The sequence below is a fragment of the Sulfurimonas sp. genome (assembly GCF_028694895.1).
GTDB lineage: Bacteria > Campylobacterota > Campylobacteria > Campylobacterales > Sulfurimonadaceae > Sulfurimonas.
In genome coordinates, this window is the sequence record NZ_JAQVKA010000001.1 from 25,633 (window position 1) to 41,387 (window position 15,755).

A 15,755-nucleotide genomic window follows, 5' to 3' on the forward strand; every position below is an offset into this window, starting at 1 on the left:
AAATTCTTTGGCTTAAAAGAAACATACACGGCTTATGCCTCAGTATACGTTTTCTGAAGAAATGATTAAGACTATTGTAATAGTCTTAATACATTTTGTTGAACAGCGTTTGCTTGACTCATTGCATACGAACCAGACTGAGCAAGAATGTTCAGTTTAGAGAAGTTTGCACTCTCAGCAGCAAAGTCAACATCACGAATTTGTGATTCAGCAGAAGTTACGTTTACCTGAGTAACAGATATGTTACGGATAGTAGATTCTAACTGATTTTGAACAGAACCAAGGTCTGCACGAGTAGCATCAACTTGTTTTAAAGCACTATCAGTAATCAAGATAGCAATTTCAGCAGAATTACGATTAGTTACATCAATACTTCTTAATGAAACACCATTTTCAGCTACAGCTTTTGTACCTACTGTAAAACCAAATGCATCAGTAGCAGTACCACCAATTTTTACAGAGTTGTCACTGTAAATTTCAACAGAACCTATTCTAGACTCATTAGTAACACCTTTTGTTAAGTTATAAGTGTTATTTGCTTCTGTACCAGAAATATTTAAATCGTCTCCATTGTTAACAACAAGAGTCATTATACCGTCATTAGCAATAGAAGAATCAGACATTCCATCGATGTTTTTAATAGCAGTTTCTAAAGCAGCTCTAGCACTATCTAGTGTTGCGCCATCGCCATAAGTTCCTTGCATATCAAGACCATTGATAATCAACTCACCCTTAGCAATCGTTAGCGCAGCTGCAGTTGTTGAGTCTAAAGAAGCAACTACAGCAGTAGCAATCTGATCTGTTAAATTATCTGCCGTTAAACCTGATACAGCAGATGATCCTAGAAGGTCAGGTAAGTCGGTAGTAGTAAAAGCAGCACCAGCTACAGCAGAAGTATTTGTTATATTAGCAGCTCCTGTTTTTGATTGCGTTAGTGTAAGACTACCAGCACCATTAAGAGCTGCTGTTGCACCAAATGTAGTGCTATTAGTTATAGCTAATAGTAAACCATCTCTTATCTGGTTAGCAGTAGCACCTGTTACTGCATGATAAGTTACAGTACCACCATTACTATTTGTAAGAGTAATGTCACCACTAGCCGTAGTAGGTCCACCAAAAGTAACAGTATCTACATCCAAATCGCCTTTTGTGCTTATAGAGATATTTGAACCATCTTTTGATTCTAACATCAGTTTGTTATCAGCACTTAAGCTAGCTGTAACCCCTGTTTGATCAGAGATATCATTAATAGCACGAACCAATGCACCACTAGAATCATTAGCTAAAACAGTTGTATCAGCGATAGCAATACCGTTTATTTTTAATGAGTTAGCATCATTTATCGTTCCAGCTAATACAGCCGCTCCAGCAGTAAGAACATTATGCCCTTGTGCAACTAGACCAGTAGCATCAGTAATAGCCGCAGCAACACCAGCCGCATCAGTTAATCTTGCTGAGCTTAATTTGTTAATTGATCCAGATACATCAACATCATTAACTTTTAGCTGACCACTATTAAGAGCGTATCCTTTATCACCTTCAGCAACATTAGTATTTACAGCTAAAGGAGTATGAACAGATCCTCCAGCATAACTTTTAATATCACCAACAGAATTTGTTTGAACATTACCAACAGAAACATTTACTGTCTCACCAGCATAAGCACCGATATGGAAAGATTTGTTAGTAAAAGATCCATCAAGAAGTTTTTGTCCGTTAAACTGAGTTGTGTTTGCAATACCATTAGCCGCTTCTAAAAGACGGTCGATGTCCGCTTGGATAGCTTTACGAGAGTCAGTATTTTGACCATCAGATGCAGCTTGAATCGATTTGGTTCTTACAGTGTTAATGATATTGATATACTCATCAAGAGCACCATCAGCTGTTTGAATAACAGCAACACCATCGTTTGCATTGTTAATAGCTTGACCAAGACCTTGAGCTTGTGAACGAAGACTATCCGCAATAGTCATACCAGAAGCATCATCAGCCGCTTTATTGATTCTTAGACCTGAACTTAACGCGTTAAGACTCTTGTCTAATCCAGCATTTGTTTTTAGAGAGTTTCTGTGTGCGTCCATTGCCGCAACGTTTGTGTTAATTCTAAATCCCATAATAAATCCTTTTCGGGTAGAGCTTTACGCTCTAGTTTAATTTTTTATCTAGGCATCCTTGCCTTGATGTTAACTAAATCGACAAGCAAATAAATTACTTTAATATATTTAGAAATATTTTTTAAAAAGTTTTGTTTTCGTCTATTTATTTATTTTTTGCTACACTTGCGGACTTAAAAAGAACTATACTATATATATAGGAAAGCTATTTGAACCTAATTATCGTCGAATCACCCGCAAAAGCAAAGACCATAAAAAACTTCCTTGGCAAGGAGTATGAGGTTATTGCGTCAAAGGGTCATATAAGAGATTTGCCAAAATCTCGTTTTGGAATAACAGTAGATGAAAACTCTCATCTAATCCCAGCTTACAGTGTTGCAAAAGAGAATGCCGCTACGGTTAAAGAGATAAATGCTTTAGCAAAAAAGAGCGATATCATCTACATCGCGACCGATGAGGACCGTGAGGGTGAAGCTATCGGGTGGCATATAGCTCATGCTATCAAAAAAGACCCAGAAGAACTTCCTCGTATAGTTTTTCATGAGATAACAAAAACTGCTATAGAAAATGCGCTTTTAAATGCTAGAAAAATAGATATGAACATGGTAAACGCTCAACAAGCACGCCGCATTTTAGACCGTGTTGTGGGTTATAAACTCTCTCCACTTCTTAGCTCAAAAATCCAAAAAGGGCTCTCTGCTGGGCGTGTTCAGTCATCAACACTAAAGCTTGTAGTTGATCGTGAGAGAGAGATAAGAGCGTTTATTGCAGAGGAATATTGGACTATAGATACACTATTTGCAAAAGATATAGAGGCTTCTCTTGTATCTCATAAGGGTGAGAAACTCTCAAAGCTCTCAATCACAAACAGCGCAGATGCTTCTGCTATAGCAAAGAGCGTTAAAGAGGATAGTTTTGTTATCTCAAAGATAGAGACTAAAGAGAGAAGAAGTGCAACTCCACCGCCATTTATGACCTCAACTCTTCAACAAGTTGCTTCAAGTAAACTAGGATTTACTCCTAAAAAAACTATGATGGTTGCACAGAGTCTTTATGAGGGTGTAAAAACTCCAAGCGGTACAAGTGGTGTGATAACCTATATGAGAACAGACTCACTAAACTTAGCTCATGAGGCTGTAACTGCTGTTCGTGGACTTATAGAGAGTAGATTTGGCAAGAAGTATCTTCCAGCTGAGCCTAAAGTTTACAGTAAAAAGACAAAAGGTGCGCAAGAGGCTCACGAGGCTATCCGCCCTACAATGCTTGCGTTTACTCCAGAAGTAGCTGCATCGTTTTTAAAACCAGATGAGATAAAACTTTATCGTCTTATCTATGAGCGCTTTGTAGCTTGTCAGATGAATGATGCTGTGTTTGAGCAACAAAGTATCATCTTTAGCGGAGAGAACAACGAGTATAAGGCTATTGGTAGAAAACTAACATTTGATGGTTTTTACGCACTAACAGGAGCAGAAGATAAAGATAAGCTTCTTCCAACTCTAAGTGAAGGTCAAGTTGCTAAAATCCAAAAGATAGAGCCAACTCAACACTTTACAGAGCCACCAGCTCGCTACTCTGAAGCTGCACTTATCAAAAAGCTTGAGAGCGAAGGAATCGGAAGACCTTCTACTTACGCACCAACGATAGCAACTCTCAGTAACCGCACATATGTAACTATAGAAAAAAAGCAGATAATTCCAACAGAGATGGCTTTTACAGTTACAGAGATTTTAGAGAAAAACTTCTCAAACATTGTTGATGTATCTTTTACAGCAAACATGGAAGAAAAACTTGATGAGATAGCAGAAGGCCAAAACGATTGGCAAAAACTTCTTAGTGATTTTTATGCTGATTTCTCAGTGCAGGTTGAAGAGGGAAAAACAAACATAATCTCTCTAAAGACGGCAACGCCTCTAGGTAGAGCTTGTCCTAAGTGTGGAGAAGAGCTTCTTTTACGCTCTGGCAGATTTGGTGAGTTTATCGCATGTAGTGGCTTTCCAAAGTGTAAATACACAGAGCAAGTTGAAGGCGAGAAAAAAGAGGGAGATGATGGCGAGAAGGCATCTTCAAGTGATGAAATCTGCGATAAATGCGGAAAAGAGATGGTTGTTAAAAATGGAAGAAATGGCCAGTTCTTAGCATGTAGCGGTTATCCTGATTGTAAAAATACAAAAAGTATGAATATAGAAGAGAAAATAAGCCTTATTCCATGTCCTGATTGTGGTGGTCAAATAAGTCTTAAAAACTCAAGACGAGGGCCATTTTGGGGATGTGGAAACTACCCTACTTGTAAATTTATCTCAAAGTTTGAACCATCAAAGTTTAAATGTAAAGAAGAGGGATGCAGTGGCGCACTTGCATATCGAGTATTTAGAGGTAAAGAGATATATGAGTGTATAAAGTGTAAAGCAAAAACACCAGCGCAAGAGATAACAGCAGAGTAGAGAAATGAAGATAGGTATCATCTCTGACACTCACACAAAAGTAAAAAAAGCGCGTCGTGCAATAGATACTTTAATCAAAGATGGCGCGGAGTTTATAATACATGCTGGTGATATCGTAGATATTGAAATCCTTCATATTTTGAAAGAGAGCGGTATAGAGTATATAGCAGTGTATGGAAACAACGATGCTCATTTAGCTCAGTTTCATACACAATTCAACTTAGTTCAAGAGCCTTACTACTTTAAATTAGCAGGTGTTAAGTTCAAGCTGATGCATCTTCCATTTTACATGTCGCCTGACGCTGATGTTGTGGTTTTTGGTCATACACATGAGTTCTCACAAGAGTTTATAAACAACACTCTTTTTGTTAACTCTGGCGAGGTTTGTGCAAGAAACAAACCTATCTCAGAGTGGTTGATGCTTGAAGTAGAAGATAAAAGCTATAAACTCACAAGATATACAAGAGAGAATAAAAGCGATACAATAGAGAAGACAAAATTTAAATATATAAGAGAAAAGAAGTGAATCAAAAAATATTTTTATGTTCTATCTGCAATATAAATAGCGGTACATGCAATGAAGATTGTAAATTTTGTTCTCAAAGTGTGCGCTACAAAGCTGATATAGAGCGTTATAAGCAAAAAGAGATGTCACTAATACTCAAAGAAGCACATAGTGCTTACTCCAATGGTGCGCTTGGTTTTTGCCTTGTAACTTCAGATAAAGGCTTAAACGATAAAACACTAAGTTTTGTATGCTCTATCGCAGAGGTTTTAACTAAAGAGTTACCAGAGTTAAGGCTTATCGCTTGCAATGGAACAGCAACTTTAGAGCAACTTCTAACACTTAGGGCTTCTGGTATAAAAGCCTATAATCACAACCTAGAGACTTCAAAAGACTTTTATCCTAAAATCTGCACAACTCACTCTTGGAATGACAGATATGAGACATGCCAAAATGTAAACAAATCAGGTTTAGTCCTTATAAGTGGAGGAATTTTTGGTCTTGGAGAGAGTGAGGAAGATAGAATCTCTATGCTAAAGTCACTAGATAGCTTAAAGCCAACATCTGTTCCTATAAACTTCTACCATCATAATGAAGCTCTTGAACTTAGTCCAAATCCTCTAAATATTGATGAGGCCTTCTCACTTATAAAGCTCACAAGGGAGATGCTTCCTGATGCGCAAAGAGTAATGGTTGCTGGTGGAAGAGGACTTATGTTTGGAGATAGAGAGGGTGAGATATTTTCTCATGGTGCTAATTCTATTGTTATTGGAAACTATCTTACAACAAGCGGAAAGGCAATGCAGAGGGATTTGGAGATGTTAAAATCACTAAATCTTGATATAGCTTCTTCGGTAAAATAGTTTATGTATGACAATATAGCATTAATCACAACCATCTCTCTTATTATTATATTTTCGCCATTTTTTGCGAAATTTATAAAGCTACCTACCACCCCAATAGAGATTATGTTTGGTTCTATTTTTGCATATATGGGGTTTTTACACGAGGCGCATCTATTTAAAATAGTTGCAGAGCTTGGATTTTTATATCTAATGTTTATCGCAGGAACAGAGATAAACCTCAAAAGTACACTAAAAACCCCAAAAGAGTTGATACGAAAAATCATCATCTATCTTGTTATTTTATACGCTTTTTCTATTGCTATCTCTCTTTACTTTGATCTTGGAAAAATCTTTATGGTGCTTATGCCTCTGATCTCTGTTGGCTTAATCGCAACACTCTCAAAAGAGTACGGAAAAACTCCATGGCTGGCTCTCTCAATGACGGCAGGAGCCATAGGTGAGATCGTAAGTATTGGCTTTTTAACACTAACATCTGCAACGATAGAGACCGGTGTTGGCTTCGCACTTGTACAATCAATCTTTTCACTCGCACTTTTCTTACTCTTTATGTTTGTACTCTTTCGTGCTATTGAGCTTCTTTTTTGGTGGTTTCCATCAGTGGCAACTTCACTTATGCCTCACGAAGACAACAAAGAGCAAGATATAAGACTATCTATGGGAATATTTTTTCTCCTTGTTGGAGCTATGCTTTATCTAAAACTTGAACTCGCTTTTGGTGCATTTTTAGCTGGAATTTTTATACCAACATTTTTTGAGCATAAAAAAGAGCTTCCTGAGAAACTAGCCTCTTTTGGTTTTGGTTTTTTAATCCCAATATTTTTTATCCATATAGGAAGCTCGTTTCATCTTGAAGCGCTCTTTATGGATGGTCTTATAACAAAGGCTCTTTTGATTACTTTTGCAATGACATTTATGCGCCTTGTTGCTTCGCTTGTTTTTATAAAAGATTTAAAGCTTGTGGACACTCTTTTGATGGGCTTTTCCCACTCTATGCCACTTACCCTTCTTATAGCAATGGCAACGCTTGCATACAACGGTAAGAGCATAAGTGAGCTAAACTATTATGCGCTAATTTTAGCTTCTCTGTTTCAAGCAATCTTTATAACAATAATAATCAAACTGATAAACAATTATAAAATCAAGCAGGAGCTTGCATCATGAGCCGCTTTAAGAGCATTTTCATTGCACTGCTTGTTCTGTGCTTTATCCCATCTATAAATGCACAAACCCCTTTTACTCTAACTGGTATAAAGAGTTACTATCCAGTGGTTGAATTTAATACAGACAAGATAGATACAAAATATAAAGAGCAAATACTAAATATGCTCATTGAAAAATCAGCAGAACTTGGAGTTGAGACAAAAAACTTCTCAACTCGCTCACTTGCACTAATTGTCAGCTATATCGGTGTGGGCGACACACTTGCACTTAAGATGGAGCTTCTTGTTGGAGAAAATGTTATGCGCCTTGATACAAAAGAGGAGATTTTTGTCCTCTCTTATATAAATAGTCGTATCTTTGTACCCGAGGAGCTTGAAGAAGAGCTCCTTGAAAATAGTGAAGAACTTTTAGATATGTTTGTAGCACAATATAAAGAGGATAATCTGTGAGAAATATACTACTAGCTCTTTTACTTAACATTGTAGTTTTTGCAGATGGTTATAGAGATTTTGCAACAGCTATGAGCTATGAGACAAACTATGAAACAGCTCTTAAGCGGGCTAAAGCTGAGAATAAAAATCTTATGGTTTTGATGGTTACTAACTACTGTCCATGGTGTTCTAAGTTTGAAAAAAGAACTCTGATGGACGCAAATATAGACAAAACTATAAAAGCAAAATATATCCCTCTAATCATAAATAAAGATGAGAAGAATTTTCCACCGTTTCTTAATGTTCCTGTTGTACCAACAACATTTTTTATAGACCCTTCAAGTGAGGAATCATTTCATCAGAGTGTTGGCTTCTCAAACAAAATAGATTTTGCCAACCTACTAGAAGCTCTAAAATAGTCTCTTATAGCTTCTCTTCTTGGATATGTTTAGCAATAGCGTGCCCATGATTTAGCCCCAGAGCTATACTTCCACCTGATTCTTGCGTTATATCTCCAGCGACAAAAAGTCCCTCTATATTTGTCTCATAGTTATCATTGTGAACAGGTTTGCCATCTTCTTCTTTTATGCCAGAACTCGCCAAAAAGGCACTAGGCGTTGTTCCACCAATTGCATAAATCACTCTATCATAGACTCGTGGTTCAATCTCGCCGAAGATAACCTTTACTTTGCCATTATCATTTTCAAGAGAAGTTATATCTACTCCTAAAATTGGCTCTACCTCTTTGTGCATAATCGCATTTGCGATATCTCTTTGATTTGTAGGGTTTGCGCGTCTAAAAGTCTCTCTTCTATAACAGATACCAACTTCATTTTTAGCACTTAAATCAACGGCATACTCTATAGCGCTATCTCCTCCACCAACAACTAAAATCTTCTCACCACCATTACAACCCTCAAGAGTAAATCCAACTTTGCTCTTGATCTCATGTGGTATCTTATAATCAGGCTTGTTTGGCTTACCCATTCTTCCAATGGTTACAACGACATATTTTGCCTCTATACTCTCACCCGCAATAGATACTTCAAAGAAGCCATCTCTTTTTTTGATGCCTTGAACTTCTGTATGTGTTCTTAGCTCTACAGAGTGGTTGTTTAAAATCTCATCAAAGAAATCTAAAGTGCTCTCTTTTGTACCATCTACAAAGTAGATTTTACCCTCTAACTCTACTTTTTGCCCTTTCCAGTCTTTGTCAACTCTCTTGTTTTCTTTATAGTATTTTCGTATCGTTGAGTTGTGGTTTTGGTCTTTTTCTAAGATGATGATATCTCTTACACCAAGAAGATAACTCTCAACTGCAGTTGCAATTCCTGATGGTCCAGCACCAATGATTGCAAGATTGTACATATGACTCATAACAAATCCTTATCTTTTAATATCTGCATAATATCACAACCAAAAAGTGTTCTATATATATTTTGTACTATAATTTACAAATTAAATCTCTTTTTTTGGAAAAATCCCACACTATGAACTCTATAAATGCCTAAAATTGACAATAAAACATTCTACTCAAGTGCAATAGAGATGTATGGAATAACTGCCAAAGGCGTAAATTGGCACTCAAAGGAGTCCCAAAACCTTCGCTTTGAGATTATCTTAAAGATGCTCCCCAAAGAGATGAGTGAGTATAGCGTGGCTGACGCTGGATGTGGATTTGGAGATTTGTATCTTTATATGCAGAAGAAAAAGAGAATGCCAAAAGAGTATATCGGTATAGACGCTCTTATAGATATGTACTCGATTGCTAGTGAAAGAACTGGTTGTGAGATAGTAGTTGCTGATATCTGCAAAGAAGAGCTTCCTTCTGCTGACTTTTATATCTGTAGCGGTGCTATGAATGTGTTAAATGATTTTGAAACACATCTTTTTATGCAAAACTGCTTTAACTCATGCAAAGTTGGTTTTTTGTTCAATGTACTTTACGGAGATAAAGAGAGTGAAACATATAACTACCTCACAAGAGCAAAGATAGAGAAAATCGCAACTGAGTTGGGCGCAAGCGAGGTTATATTTAAAGATGACTATATGCAAGATGATGTAACTGTAATGTTTAAAAAGAGTCTTTAATGGGCGCTGTTTTTGGGATTTTAGGAGAGTATGACGAAAGAGCGGCAAATCATGCGCTCTATTTACTCTTACATAGAGGAGTAGATTTTAGTAAAACAGTACTGAGAGAAAATCTATTTTTTGCAAATAACACCTTTATATATAAAAATATATTGCTCTCATTTAATGGTGAAGTTTATAACTTAAATGAGCTAAAAGCCAAACTATCTTGCGAATTTGATTTTAGAACTCAAAGTAATGATGAAGTTATAATCGCTGCTTACTTAAAGTGGGGAGAAAGTTTTGTATCTCACTTAAGTGGAGCATTTGTAATAGCTATTTTAGATGATGCTACACTCTATCTTTTTCGTGATAGACTTGGTGAAAAACCGCTCTATTATCTACATAATAATGCCTTTATCTTTGCCTCTGAGATAAAAGCCCTTGTACCTTTTTTGCAAAAAATAGAGATGGATGAGGATGCACTTCTTAGTTATCTCTCATACTTAGCACCAACTCCACCCTTTACCTTTTTTAAAAATATCAAAAAATTAGCTGCTGGAGAGTATCTTGTTTTTAAAGATGGTAAAGTTAAAGTAGAGAGATATTTTGACCTACTCGACTCTGCTGTATCTCTTATAAAAGATAGAGATGAAGCCATCTTTTTAATCCAAAACAGACTTGAAGAGGCAATAAATATAAGAGTTAGTAGCGATACTCCTATGGCATCTCTTCTTTCTGGCGGAATTGATAGTGCTGCCATTAGCGCTTATACAAAGAAGAGTGCTTTAGACATCCAAACGTACACGCTTGGATACAAAGAGTTTGCAAAGTATGATGAAAGAGCAAATGCCGCAGAGAGTGCCTTGCTTCTTGGAGTAAAAAACAGAGCTATTGAGATTTCTCAAAAAGAGTTTATAGAGTCATGTGATAGTGTTTTGGACACTCTTGATGAGCCTATAAATGATCCAGCAAGCATACCTTTATCTCTACTTTTTGGGCATATTAAGCAAGATGGTTACAAGGTGGTTCTAAGTGGTGAAGGGAGTGATGAGTTATTTTTAGGGTATAGACAATATTTTGAGTTTTTAGATATTCAAAATCTTACAAACATTAAAAACAAGAACTGGTTAAGCGGTTATTTTCATTCAAACTTCTCAATGAACAGAGAGTGGGAACGCTATAAAAGAGTCTTTGATGGCTCACTTTTATTTCGTACAAGTGGAGAAAACTTTACAGACTTGCAAAAAAATGTAACTATGAAAAGAAACGTAAGAGATAACGAATCACTAAAGTATATACAACATTATAGAGATATATTTGAAGCTTCATCCCACTCTGATGAGAGTATCTGGTACAGCTATATAGATATGCATATTTTTTTAGGCGAGCACTCACTTAGCAAATTAGACCGCTTAAGTATGGCACACAGCATTGAGACAAGAGCACCTTTTTTAGACCATAGACTTGCCTCTTTGGTATTTAGCATAGATCCAAAACTTCGTTACGAAGATGGTGTAACAAAGTCTCTTTTAAAGTCCGCTCTAAAACCTATGATTGATGAGAAAATTCTTGGGCGAAGAAAAAAAGGATTTTCAAATCCATTTATGGAGTATCTCATAGAGAGTAAAAAAATATCGCTCATAAAAGAGGTAAATGATAAAACTGGGATTTTTAAAAAAGATATTTTGAACGAGCATATCAAACAAGCTGCGAGTGGTGGCTTTAAACAGCACATATGGGGACTTTATGTACTGAGCGTTTGGTTAAAGAAGTATCTGTTATGACTCCTCTTCTTCAACATTAATAGAACTTAGATGTACAAACTGTGAGATTTCTGGATCATAGTACTCTATCTCTCCACACTCTATATTGTAAACCCATCCATGTATAGTGATTTCTCCACTATCGACTCTTTTTTTAACAGATGGATACGTAAAAAGATTTTCCAATTGCGATACAACTGAGAGTTTCTCTGTTAGGCGGTAAAGAGTCTCTTTATCTGCATTTAATCCAAGTGCTAAAATAGCTTGAACTTTTGCACTCTCTCCTAGTGTTAACCATGTTTTTGAATGAACTAACTCAGGGTTATTTGCACAACTTTTCTTATGGATTGCTTCTATTGCTCCACAATTTGTATGTCCGCATACAATAATACTCTCAACCTTTAAAATGGTTACCGCATACTCTATTGCTGAAGCTGTTGAGTGAAAATCTTCATCTGGTTTATAAGGAGCTACAAAATTACCAACATTTCTAATAACAAAAAGATCCCCTGGGGCACTTTGCGTTATAAGGTTTGGCAGAACTCTTGAGTCAGAACAGCCTATATATAGAGCTTTTGGTGTTTGGCCTTTTTGAGCTAACTGTAAAAACTCTTTTTCGTAGGCTTTGAAAAAACTATCTTGGAAAAGCTTATTGCCTAAAATCATATTGTTATTAACCATACAAAACCTCCATAAAATTTGTGAAAAAAATTATATCTAAATAATTTTCCTCGCTGTTAAACAGAGATAATCTTTTCCGGTAATAATTACTCTATATTTTTTTTGCTGGAGGTATTTTTTACAAAAATGTATATCTTTTAAAACTAAGCTCATTTCACTAAAGGCGTAGTTTGGGGCTTTTGCACCATAAATCATCTCGCCATCAATCCATCTACAATTTGGAAAGCCTAAAATCATAGCTCCATCCTTTTGCAGATAATTTTGATAAATGCTCATAAATACAGCGTTAAACTCTATGTTTGAGCTCTGCAAAGTCCCTATGGAGATGATAATATCAAATTCACCTAAATCAAGTTCCCCAAGAGAGTTTATATCATGAGAGAAAAATCTTACATTCTCATCCTCTAAAAAATCCTTCTTTGCATACTCTATCGCAGAAGTTGAGTAGTCAATCCCTATAAACTCTATCTTGCTAAAGAGCTCATAAGGCAGCATCTCTTTTATAACTCTAAACTCATCACCTCGGTTTACGCCAAGATTTAAAACTCTCTTTTTTGAGCCTATATTTATAAACTCCAGAGCCTTTTGATAGTGATACAAAAAGCTAAACTCTTCTGTTTTATCAAGCTTAAAAAACTCACTATCTACACCATACTTCTCAGAGCCACCACCACTCTCGTGAAATGAGTTCTGTGCATTTAACTTTTGAAATCTTAAAATAGTAGTAATTTCATCTCTCTTTATAGGCGCTAAGAGTTTCATAAAAAAGAGTTGAGCTAAATCTACAAAACCCCTATATCCAAACCTCTCTACATCAGAGTCAAGAAACTCAATCTCGGCAATCTCGCCATCTTTTATATCCATGCTCTTGAAGCACTTAAGTACTTCTGAGGCATTTTTGTCTCTTAAATCAAACCTCATCTACGAGAGGATATGTCTTAACTGCATTGCGTACCATAGAACTATAAGATTTAAAAAGAATATCATCATAGAGCTTCCACGTGATACTATTTTTTGAATAGTTGTACGCTCATTTTTATGTGTTCTTAGTGCTATTCGCATGTGAATGATTGTCAAAAATGTAATCGTTGCTACATAAAAAAGTTTATGACTCATCATATAGCCTAGTTTTGACTCATTTACATCAAGCGTTAGAACTGAAATAAGGTTAAAGTTGAAAAACAAAAATGTACCAGTACTTATAAGAACTATGAGCCAAAAGCTCTCAAAATAGCCATACAATGGGCCTAAATACTCATAAGTTTGTGCCTGTTTTTCTTTACCTTTTAAAAAGATACCAAGTAAGAAAAGTAAAAGTGCTCCACCTATCCACGCAGTTGCCGCTAAAATATGAAAATATAAAATAATATCTACCATAACTCTCTCTTTGAAAAAAAATTATTTGATTATAGTGTAAAATAGCATCAAATTTATTGTAAAACTACAAGAAAAAAAGAGGTCAAAATGCAAGAAATAACTATTTGGCATAATCCAAAATGTTCAAAATCTCGTGAAGCTATGAGCATTTTAGAGCAAAACAGTTGCGAAGTAGAGGTTGTTAAATACCTTGATGTTGCTCCAAGCAAAGATGAAATCATAACAGCACTCACAATGCTTGGGATGAATCCTAAAGAGCTTATGAGAACAAAAGAAGATATATATAAAGAGCTAAATTTAAAAGAAGAGTATGACTATGATAAGCTCGTAGATGCCATGGTTGCAAACCCAAAGCTTATTGAGAGACCTATTATTTTTAAAGGTAACCGTGCAATCATAGGTCGCCCAACTGAGATAATTGAAGCTTTTTTAAAGAGTTAATCCTCTTGTGAAGCTTTTGTTACAAAGTGGCACTCAGTAGTTGAGTATGGGCAAGTTTTTACTATACTCATCTCATACTGCTCCTCTTCTATACCGCCCTCACTGCGCTCATAGTGACGCATTGCCGCATTAAAAGCTGTGAGGACCATATTTGCACTATCTTGGTGCTCTGTTGAGATATGCTCAACTTGCTCACCCTCAGGCTTACTCAAGTCAACCTTTGGAGCGGGAATAGCTGCGTAACTCTCTTGAAGGTCTTTGTTTAATTCCTCAGCTATCTCTTGCGCACTCTCAACGCTCTCACCCTTAATCATACCAGTAAAAATCGAACCCAGAGTGGTTGTATCTTGTGTGCCATTTGTTCCAAACATAACATCCAAGATATTTTTATCATCTCTTTTTATATACATTATCACATAGCTTTTTGTTGAGTGGTCTATCCCTACTCCAACACATGAAGCGTCTTCTAATTTACCATAATTTTCAGGCTGCATAAGATGCTTACCGATTTCTGCTTGTAACTCTTTATCTTCAATCATTCTCTACTCCGAGCTTTTGTATAACTACATTGTTATCTTTTATAAATTTTGAGATTACCTCTGAGTGTGTATGCTCATAAGACTTTAGATATACAATCTTCTTTACTCCGCTTGCTATTATGTTTTTACTACACTCGCTACATGGCTCAAGAGTTACATAGATAGTTGCACCTTCTATACTTATACCTTTTCTCGCCGCCCAGATTATTGCATTCATCTCTGCATGTATTTCGTATGTTTTTGACCACTCATGGTGCTCATGAGTATAGTTATCTTGCCAATGCTCACAGCAGTTTATATATCCAGCAGGTGTACCGTTATAGCCAGTGCTTAGGATTCTTCCATCTTTTACAATTACAGCGCCAACTTGCTTTGAGACACATTTTGAAGCTTTTGCTATCTCTTTGGCTATGTTTATAAAATTTTCATCGCTTAGCATCTACTTCACTTCTCGTACAATTTGAATATCTGCGTTTCCTCTTAATCTTGCAAAGTAGTCACTTAAAACTTGCTCTCTTTTTTGACCCATAAGAGTGTTACTTAGTTGGTTTTTTACATCCTCATAGCTACCAATATGCGATTTTTTAGCCTCTTGGAGGTAAAAGCTCACATGCCCACCTTGTTGGTCCATAACTACAGGTGTAAAATTTTTATCTTCTGTTTTCTCAAGTAGCTTTGCAAGTTCTGGAGATATTTTATCATATGGAAGTTCTCTCTCTTCTACCTTTACCTCATCAGAGATAAACATAGGAGTTGTTATCTTCTTTCTAAGTGCCTCTTCATTTGGTGAAGAGTAAATGATAACTTTAAAAGATTTTGGACGTGAAAACTCATCTTTGTGAAGCTCATAATACTCCTTCATCTCTTCTTCATCAGGCATGCTCATTGAAGAGTATGCGATTGCTGAGTAGAGTTTTTGAGAGAGAAGTTTCTCTCTAGTTTTTTCTTTAAACTCTTCAGAAGTTAGCCCATTTGACTCGCGAACTGCATCATAAAATGCATCTATACTCAAGTTGTTTGCAGCTGCAACTTTTTTAATATCATCATAAATTTCACTACTAGTTACTGTTATTTTTCTCTCTTGTATTTCAGCCGCTTCTAGCTTTTTTCTTATCAAAATATCTGTTGCCATTGTTGCGTTTACTTTTGATAGGTGCATCTCATCTTTAACATCACGAATTGTAATAGCTTCGCCTTTTACAACAACGCTAACCCCATTAATCATCTCTGCACTAAGCATCGCGCCTAAGAGAAGCGCTAATATTATTTTATACATTCAAAATCCTCTAAAATTTAAGATAAGTATTTTACCCGCTTTTAACAAATGATACCCTAAAATTCGACAACTATTTTACAAAGGCTT

The 15,755-nt window shown here is 36.1% G+C and carries 17 protein-coding genes; 9 read left to right on the forward strand and 8 right to left on the reverse strand.

From position 1 onward, the window contains the following. Nucleotides 1-71 precede the first annotated feature (71 nt). A complete protein-coding gene (locus PHI38_RS00195; protein WP_299851054.1) occupies nucleotides 72-2,114 on the reverse strand; it encodes a flagellin in 2,043 nt (680 codons plus the stop codon). 209 nt (nucleotides 2,115-2,323) lie between these two features. Between PHI38_RS00195 and topA the strand changes: the two genes are divergently transcribed. From topA to PHI38_RS00225, 6 genes are read left to right on the forward strand one after another with little or no spacing between them, the layout of a single operon-like run. Beyond that, a complete protein-coding gene (gene topA / locus PHI38_RS00200; RefSeq protein ID WP_299851057.1) occupies nucleotides 2,324-4,555 on the forward strand; it encodes a type I DNA topoisomerase in 2,232 nt (743 codons plus the stop codon). Nucleotides 4,556-4,559: 4 nt separating this feature from the next. Continuing rightward, entirely contained in the window at nucleotides 4,560-5,081 is a 522-nt protein-coding gene (locus PHI38_RS00205; protein WP_299851060.1) for a metallophosphoesterase family protein, read from the forward strand. Then, the gene (locus PHI38_RS00210; RefSeq protein WP_299851063.1) at nucleotides 5,078-5,923 is read left to right on the forward strand and encodes a biotin synthase; all 846 of its coding nucleotides are present in this window, start codon (nucleotides 5,078-5,080) and stop codon (nucleotides 5,921-5,923) included. The genes PHI38_RS00205 and PHI38_RS00210 overlap by 4 nt, the downstream gene beginning before the upstream one ends. 3 nt (nucleotides 5,924-5,926) lie before the next feature. Beyond that, nucleotides 5,927-7,087: a cation:proton antiporter gene (locus PHI38_RS00215; RefSeq protein ID WP_299851066.1), complete on the forward strand. Its 1,161-nt coding sequence runs from the start codon at nucleotides 5,927-5,929 to the stop codon at nucleotides 7,085-7,087. Next, complete coding sequence (locus tag PHI38_RS00220) at nucleotides 7,084-7,536, forward strand: hypothetical protein (RefSeq protein WP_299851069.1); 453 nt, start codon at nucleotides 7,084-7,086, stop codon at nucleotides 7,534-7,536. Before PHI38_RS00215 ends, PHI38_RS00220 begins: the two co-directional genes overlap by 4 nt. Then, nucleotides 7,533-7,937: a thioredoxin family protein gene (locus PHI38_RS00225; protein ID WP_299851072.1), complete on the forward strand. Its 405-nt coding sequence runs from the start codon at nucleotides 7,533-7,535 to the stop codon at nucleotides 7,935-7,937. The genes PHI38_RS00220 and PHI38_RS00225 overlap by 4 nt, the downstream gene beginning before the upstream one ends. Nucleotides 7,938-7,941: 4 nt before the next feature. Here PHI38_RS00225 and PHI38_RS00230 read toward each other — a convergent pair whose 3' ends face one another. Beyond that, nucleotides 7,942-8,895: an NAD(P)-binding domain-containing protein gene (locus tag PHI38_RS00230; protein WP_299851075.1), complete on the reverse strand. Its 954-nt coding sequence runs from the start codon at nucleotides 8,893-8,895 to the stop codon at nucleotides 7,942-7,944. 126 nt (nucleotides 8,896-9,021) lie between these two features. On the opposite strand from PHI38_RS00230, the gene PHI38_RS00235 reads away from it, so the two are divergent. Next, the gene (locus tag PHI38_RS00235) at nucleotides 9,022-9,609 is read left to right on the forward strand and encodes a class I SAM-dependent methyltransferase (protein ID WP_299851078.1); all 588 of its coding nucleotides are present in this window, start codon (nucleotides 9,022-9,024) and stop codon (nucleotides 9,607-9,609) included. Beyond that, on the forward strand, nucleotides 9,609-11,375 hold the full coding sequence (asnB, locus tag PHI38_RS00240; protein WP_299851081.1) for an asparagine synthase (glutamine-hydrolyzing): 1,767 nt from the start codon (nucleotides 9,609-9,611) through the stop codon (nucleotides 11,373-11,375). Before PHI38_RS00235 ends, asnB begins: the two co-directional genes overlap by 1 nt. On the opposite strand, the gene PHI38_RS00245 is transcribed toward asnB, so the two are convergent. The 3 genes from PHI38_RS00245 to PHI38_RS00255 are packed head-to-tail and all read right to left on the reverse strand — an operon-like array spanning nucleotide 11,370 to nucleotide 13,412. Continuing rightward, nucleotides 11,370-12,035 carry a carbonic anhydrase gene (locus tag PHI38_RS00245; protein WP_299851084.1) on the reverse strand — a complete coding sequence of 222 codons (666 nt, stop codon included), beginning with the start codon at nucleotides 12,033-12,035 and terminating at the stop codon, nucleotides 11,370-11,372. The two genes, asnB and PHI38_RS00245, sit on opposite strands and share 6 nt — an antisense overlap. Nucleotides 12,036-12,071: 36 nt before the next feature. Beyond that, nucleotides 12,072-12,956 (reverse strand): methyltransferase domain-containing protein, encoded by an 885-nt coding sequence (locus PHI38_RS00250; RefSeq protein ID WP_299851087.1) that lies wholly within the window; start codon nucleotides 12,954-12,956, stop codon nucleotides 12,072-12,074. Beyond that, on the reverse strand, nucleotides 12,957-13,412 hold the full coding sequence (locus PHI38_RS00255; RefSeq protein WP_299851090.1) for a hypothetical protein: 456 nt from the start codon (nucleotides 13,410-13,412) through the stop codon (nucleotides 12,957-12,959). An 87-nt stretch (nucleotides 13,413-13,499) separates the two neighbouring features. Here PHI38_RS00255 and arsC point away from each other — a divergent pair, with 87 nt between their 5' ends. Continuing rightward, the gene (gene arsC, locus PHI38_RS00260) at nucleotides 13,500-13,853 is read left to right on the forward strand and encodes an arsenate reductase (glutaredoxin) (protein ID WP_299851093.1); all 354 of its coding nucleotides are present in this window, start codon (nucleotides 13,500-13,502) and stop codon (nucleotides 13,851-13,853) included. Here arsC and PHI38_RS00265 read toward each other — a convergent pair. From PHI38_RS00265 to PHI38_RS00275, 3 genes are read right to left on the reverse strand one after another with little or no spacing between them, the layout of a single operon-like run. Continuing rightward, nucleotides 13,850-14,392, reverse strand: coding sequence for an iron-sulfur cluster assembly scaffold protein (locus PHI38_RS00265; RefSeq protein WP_299851096.1), 543 nt, complete (start codon nucleotides 14,390-14,392; stop codon nucleotides 13,850-13,852). The two genes, arsC and PHI38_RS00265, sit on opposite strands and share 4 nt — an antisense overlap. Next, complete coding sequence (locus PHI38_RS00270) at nucleotides 14,385-14,831, reverse strand: dCMP deaminase family protein (RefSeq protein WP_299851099.1); 447 nt, start codon at nucleotides 14,829-14,831, stop codon at nucleotides 14,385-14,387. The genes PHI38_RS00265 and PHI38_RS00270 overlap by 8 nt, the downstream gene beginning before the upstream one ends. Then, a complete protein-coding gene (locus tag PHI38_RS00275; protein WP_299851102.1) occupies nucleotides 14,832-15,668 on the reverse strand; it encodes a peptidylprolyl isomerase in 837 nt (278 codons plus the stop codon). It abuts the gene before it with no gap. Between the last annotated feature and the right edge of the window lie 87 nt (nucleotides 15,669-15,755).

Coding starts and splice junctions, on each gene's coding strand:
- PHI38_RS00235 (WP_299851078.1), top strand. CDS start 9,022: ATGCCTAAAATTGACAATAAAACATTCTACTCAAGTGCAATAGAGATG.
- arsC (WP_299851093.1), top strand. CDS start 13,500: ATGCAAGAAATAACTATTTGGCATAATCCAAAATGTTCAAAATCTCGT.
- PHI38_RS00205 (WP_299851060.1), top strand. CDS start 4,560: ATGAAGATAGGTATCATCTCTGACACTCACACAAAAGTAAAAAAAGCG.
- PHI38_RS00270 (WP_299851099.1), bottom strand. CDS start 14,831: ATGCTAAGCGATGAAAATTTTATAAACATAGCCAAAGAGATAGCAAAA.
- PHI38_RS00195 (WP_299851054.1), bottom strand. CDS start 2,114: ATGGGATTTAGAATTAACACAAACGTTGCGGCAATGGACGCACACAGA.
- PHI38_RS00220 (WP_299851069.1), top strand. CDS start 7,084: ATGAGCCGCTTTAAGAGCATTTTCATTGCACTGCTTGTTCTGTGCTTT.
- PHI38_RS00265 (WP_299851096.1), bottom strand. CDS start 14,392: ATGATTGAAGATAAAGAGTTACAAGCAGAAATCGGTAAGCATCTTATG.
- PHI38_RS00245 (WP_299851084.1), bottom strand. CDS start 12,035: ATGGTTAATAACAATATGATTTTAGGCAATAAGCTTTTCCAAGATAGT.
- PHI38_RS00215 (WP_299851066.1), top strand. CDS start 5,927: ATGTATGACAATATAGCATTAATCACAACCATCTCTCTTATTATTATA.
- PHI38_RS00250 (WP_299851087.1), bottom strand. CDS start 12,956: ATGAGGTTTGATTTAAGAGACAAAAATGCCTCAGAAGTACTTAAGTGC.
- asnB (WP_299851081.1), top strand. CDS start 9,609: ATGGGCGCTGTTTTTGGGATTTTAGGAGAGTATGACGAAAGAGCGGCA.
- PHI38_RS00230 (WP_299851075.1), bottom strand. CDS start 8,895: ATGAGTCATATGTACAATCTTGCAATCATTGGTGCTGGACCATCAGGA.
- PHI38_RS00275 (WP_299851102.1), bottom strand. CDS start 15,668: ATGTATAAAATAATATTAGCGCTTCTCTTAGGCGCGATGCTTAGTGCA.
- PHI38_RS00255 (WP_299851090.1), bottom strand. CDS start 13,412: ATGGTAGATATTATTTTATATTTTCATATTTTAGCGGCAACTGCGTGG.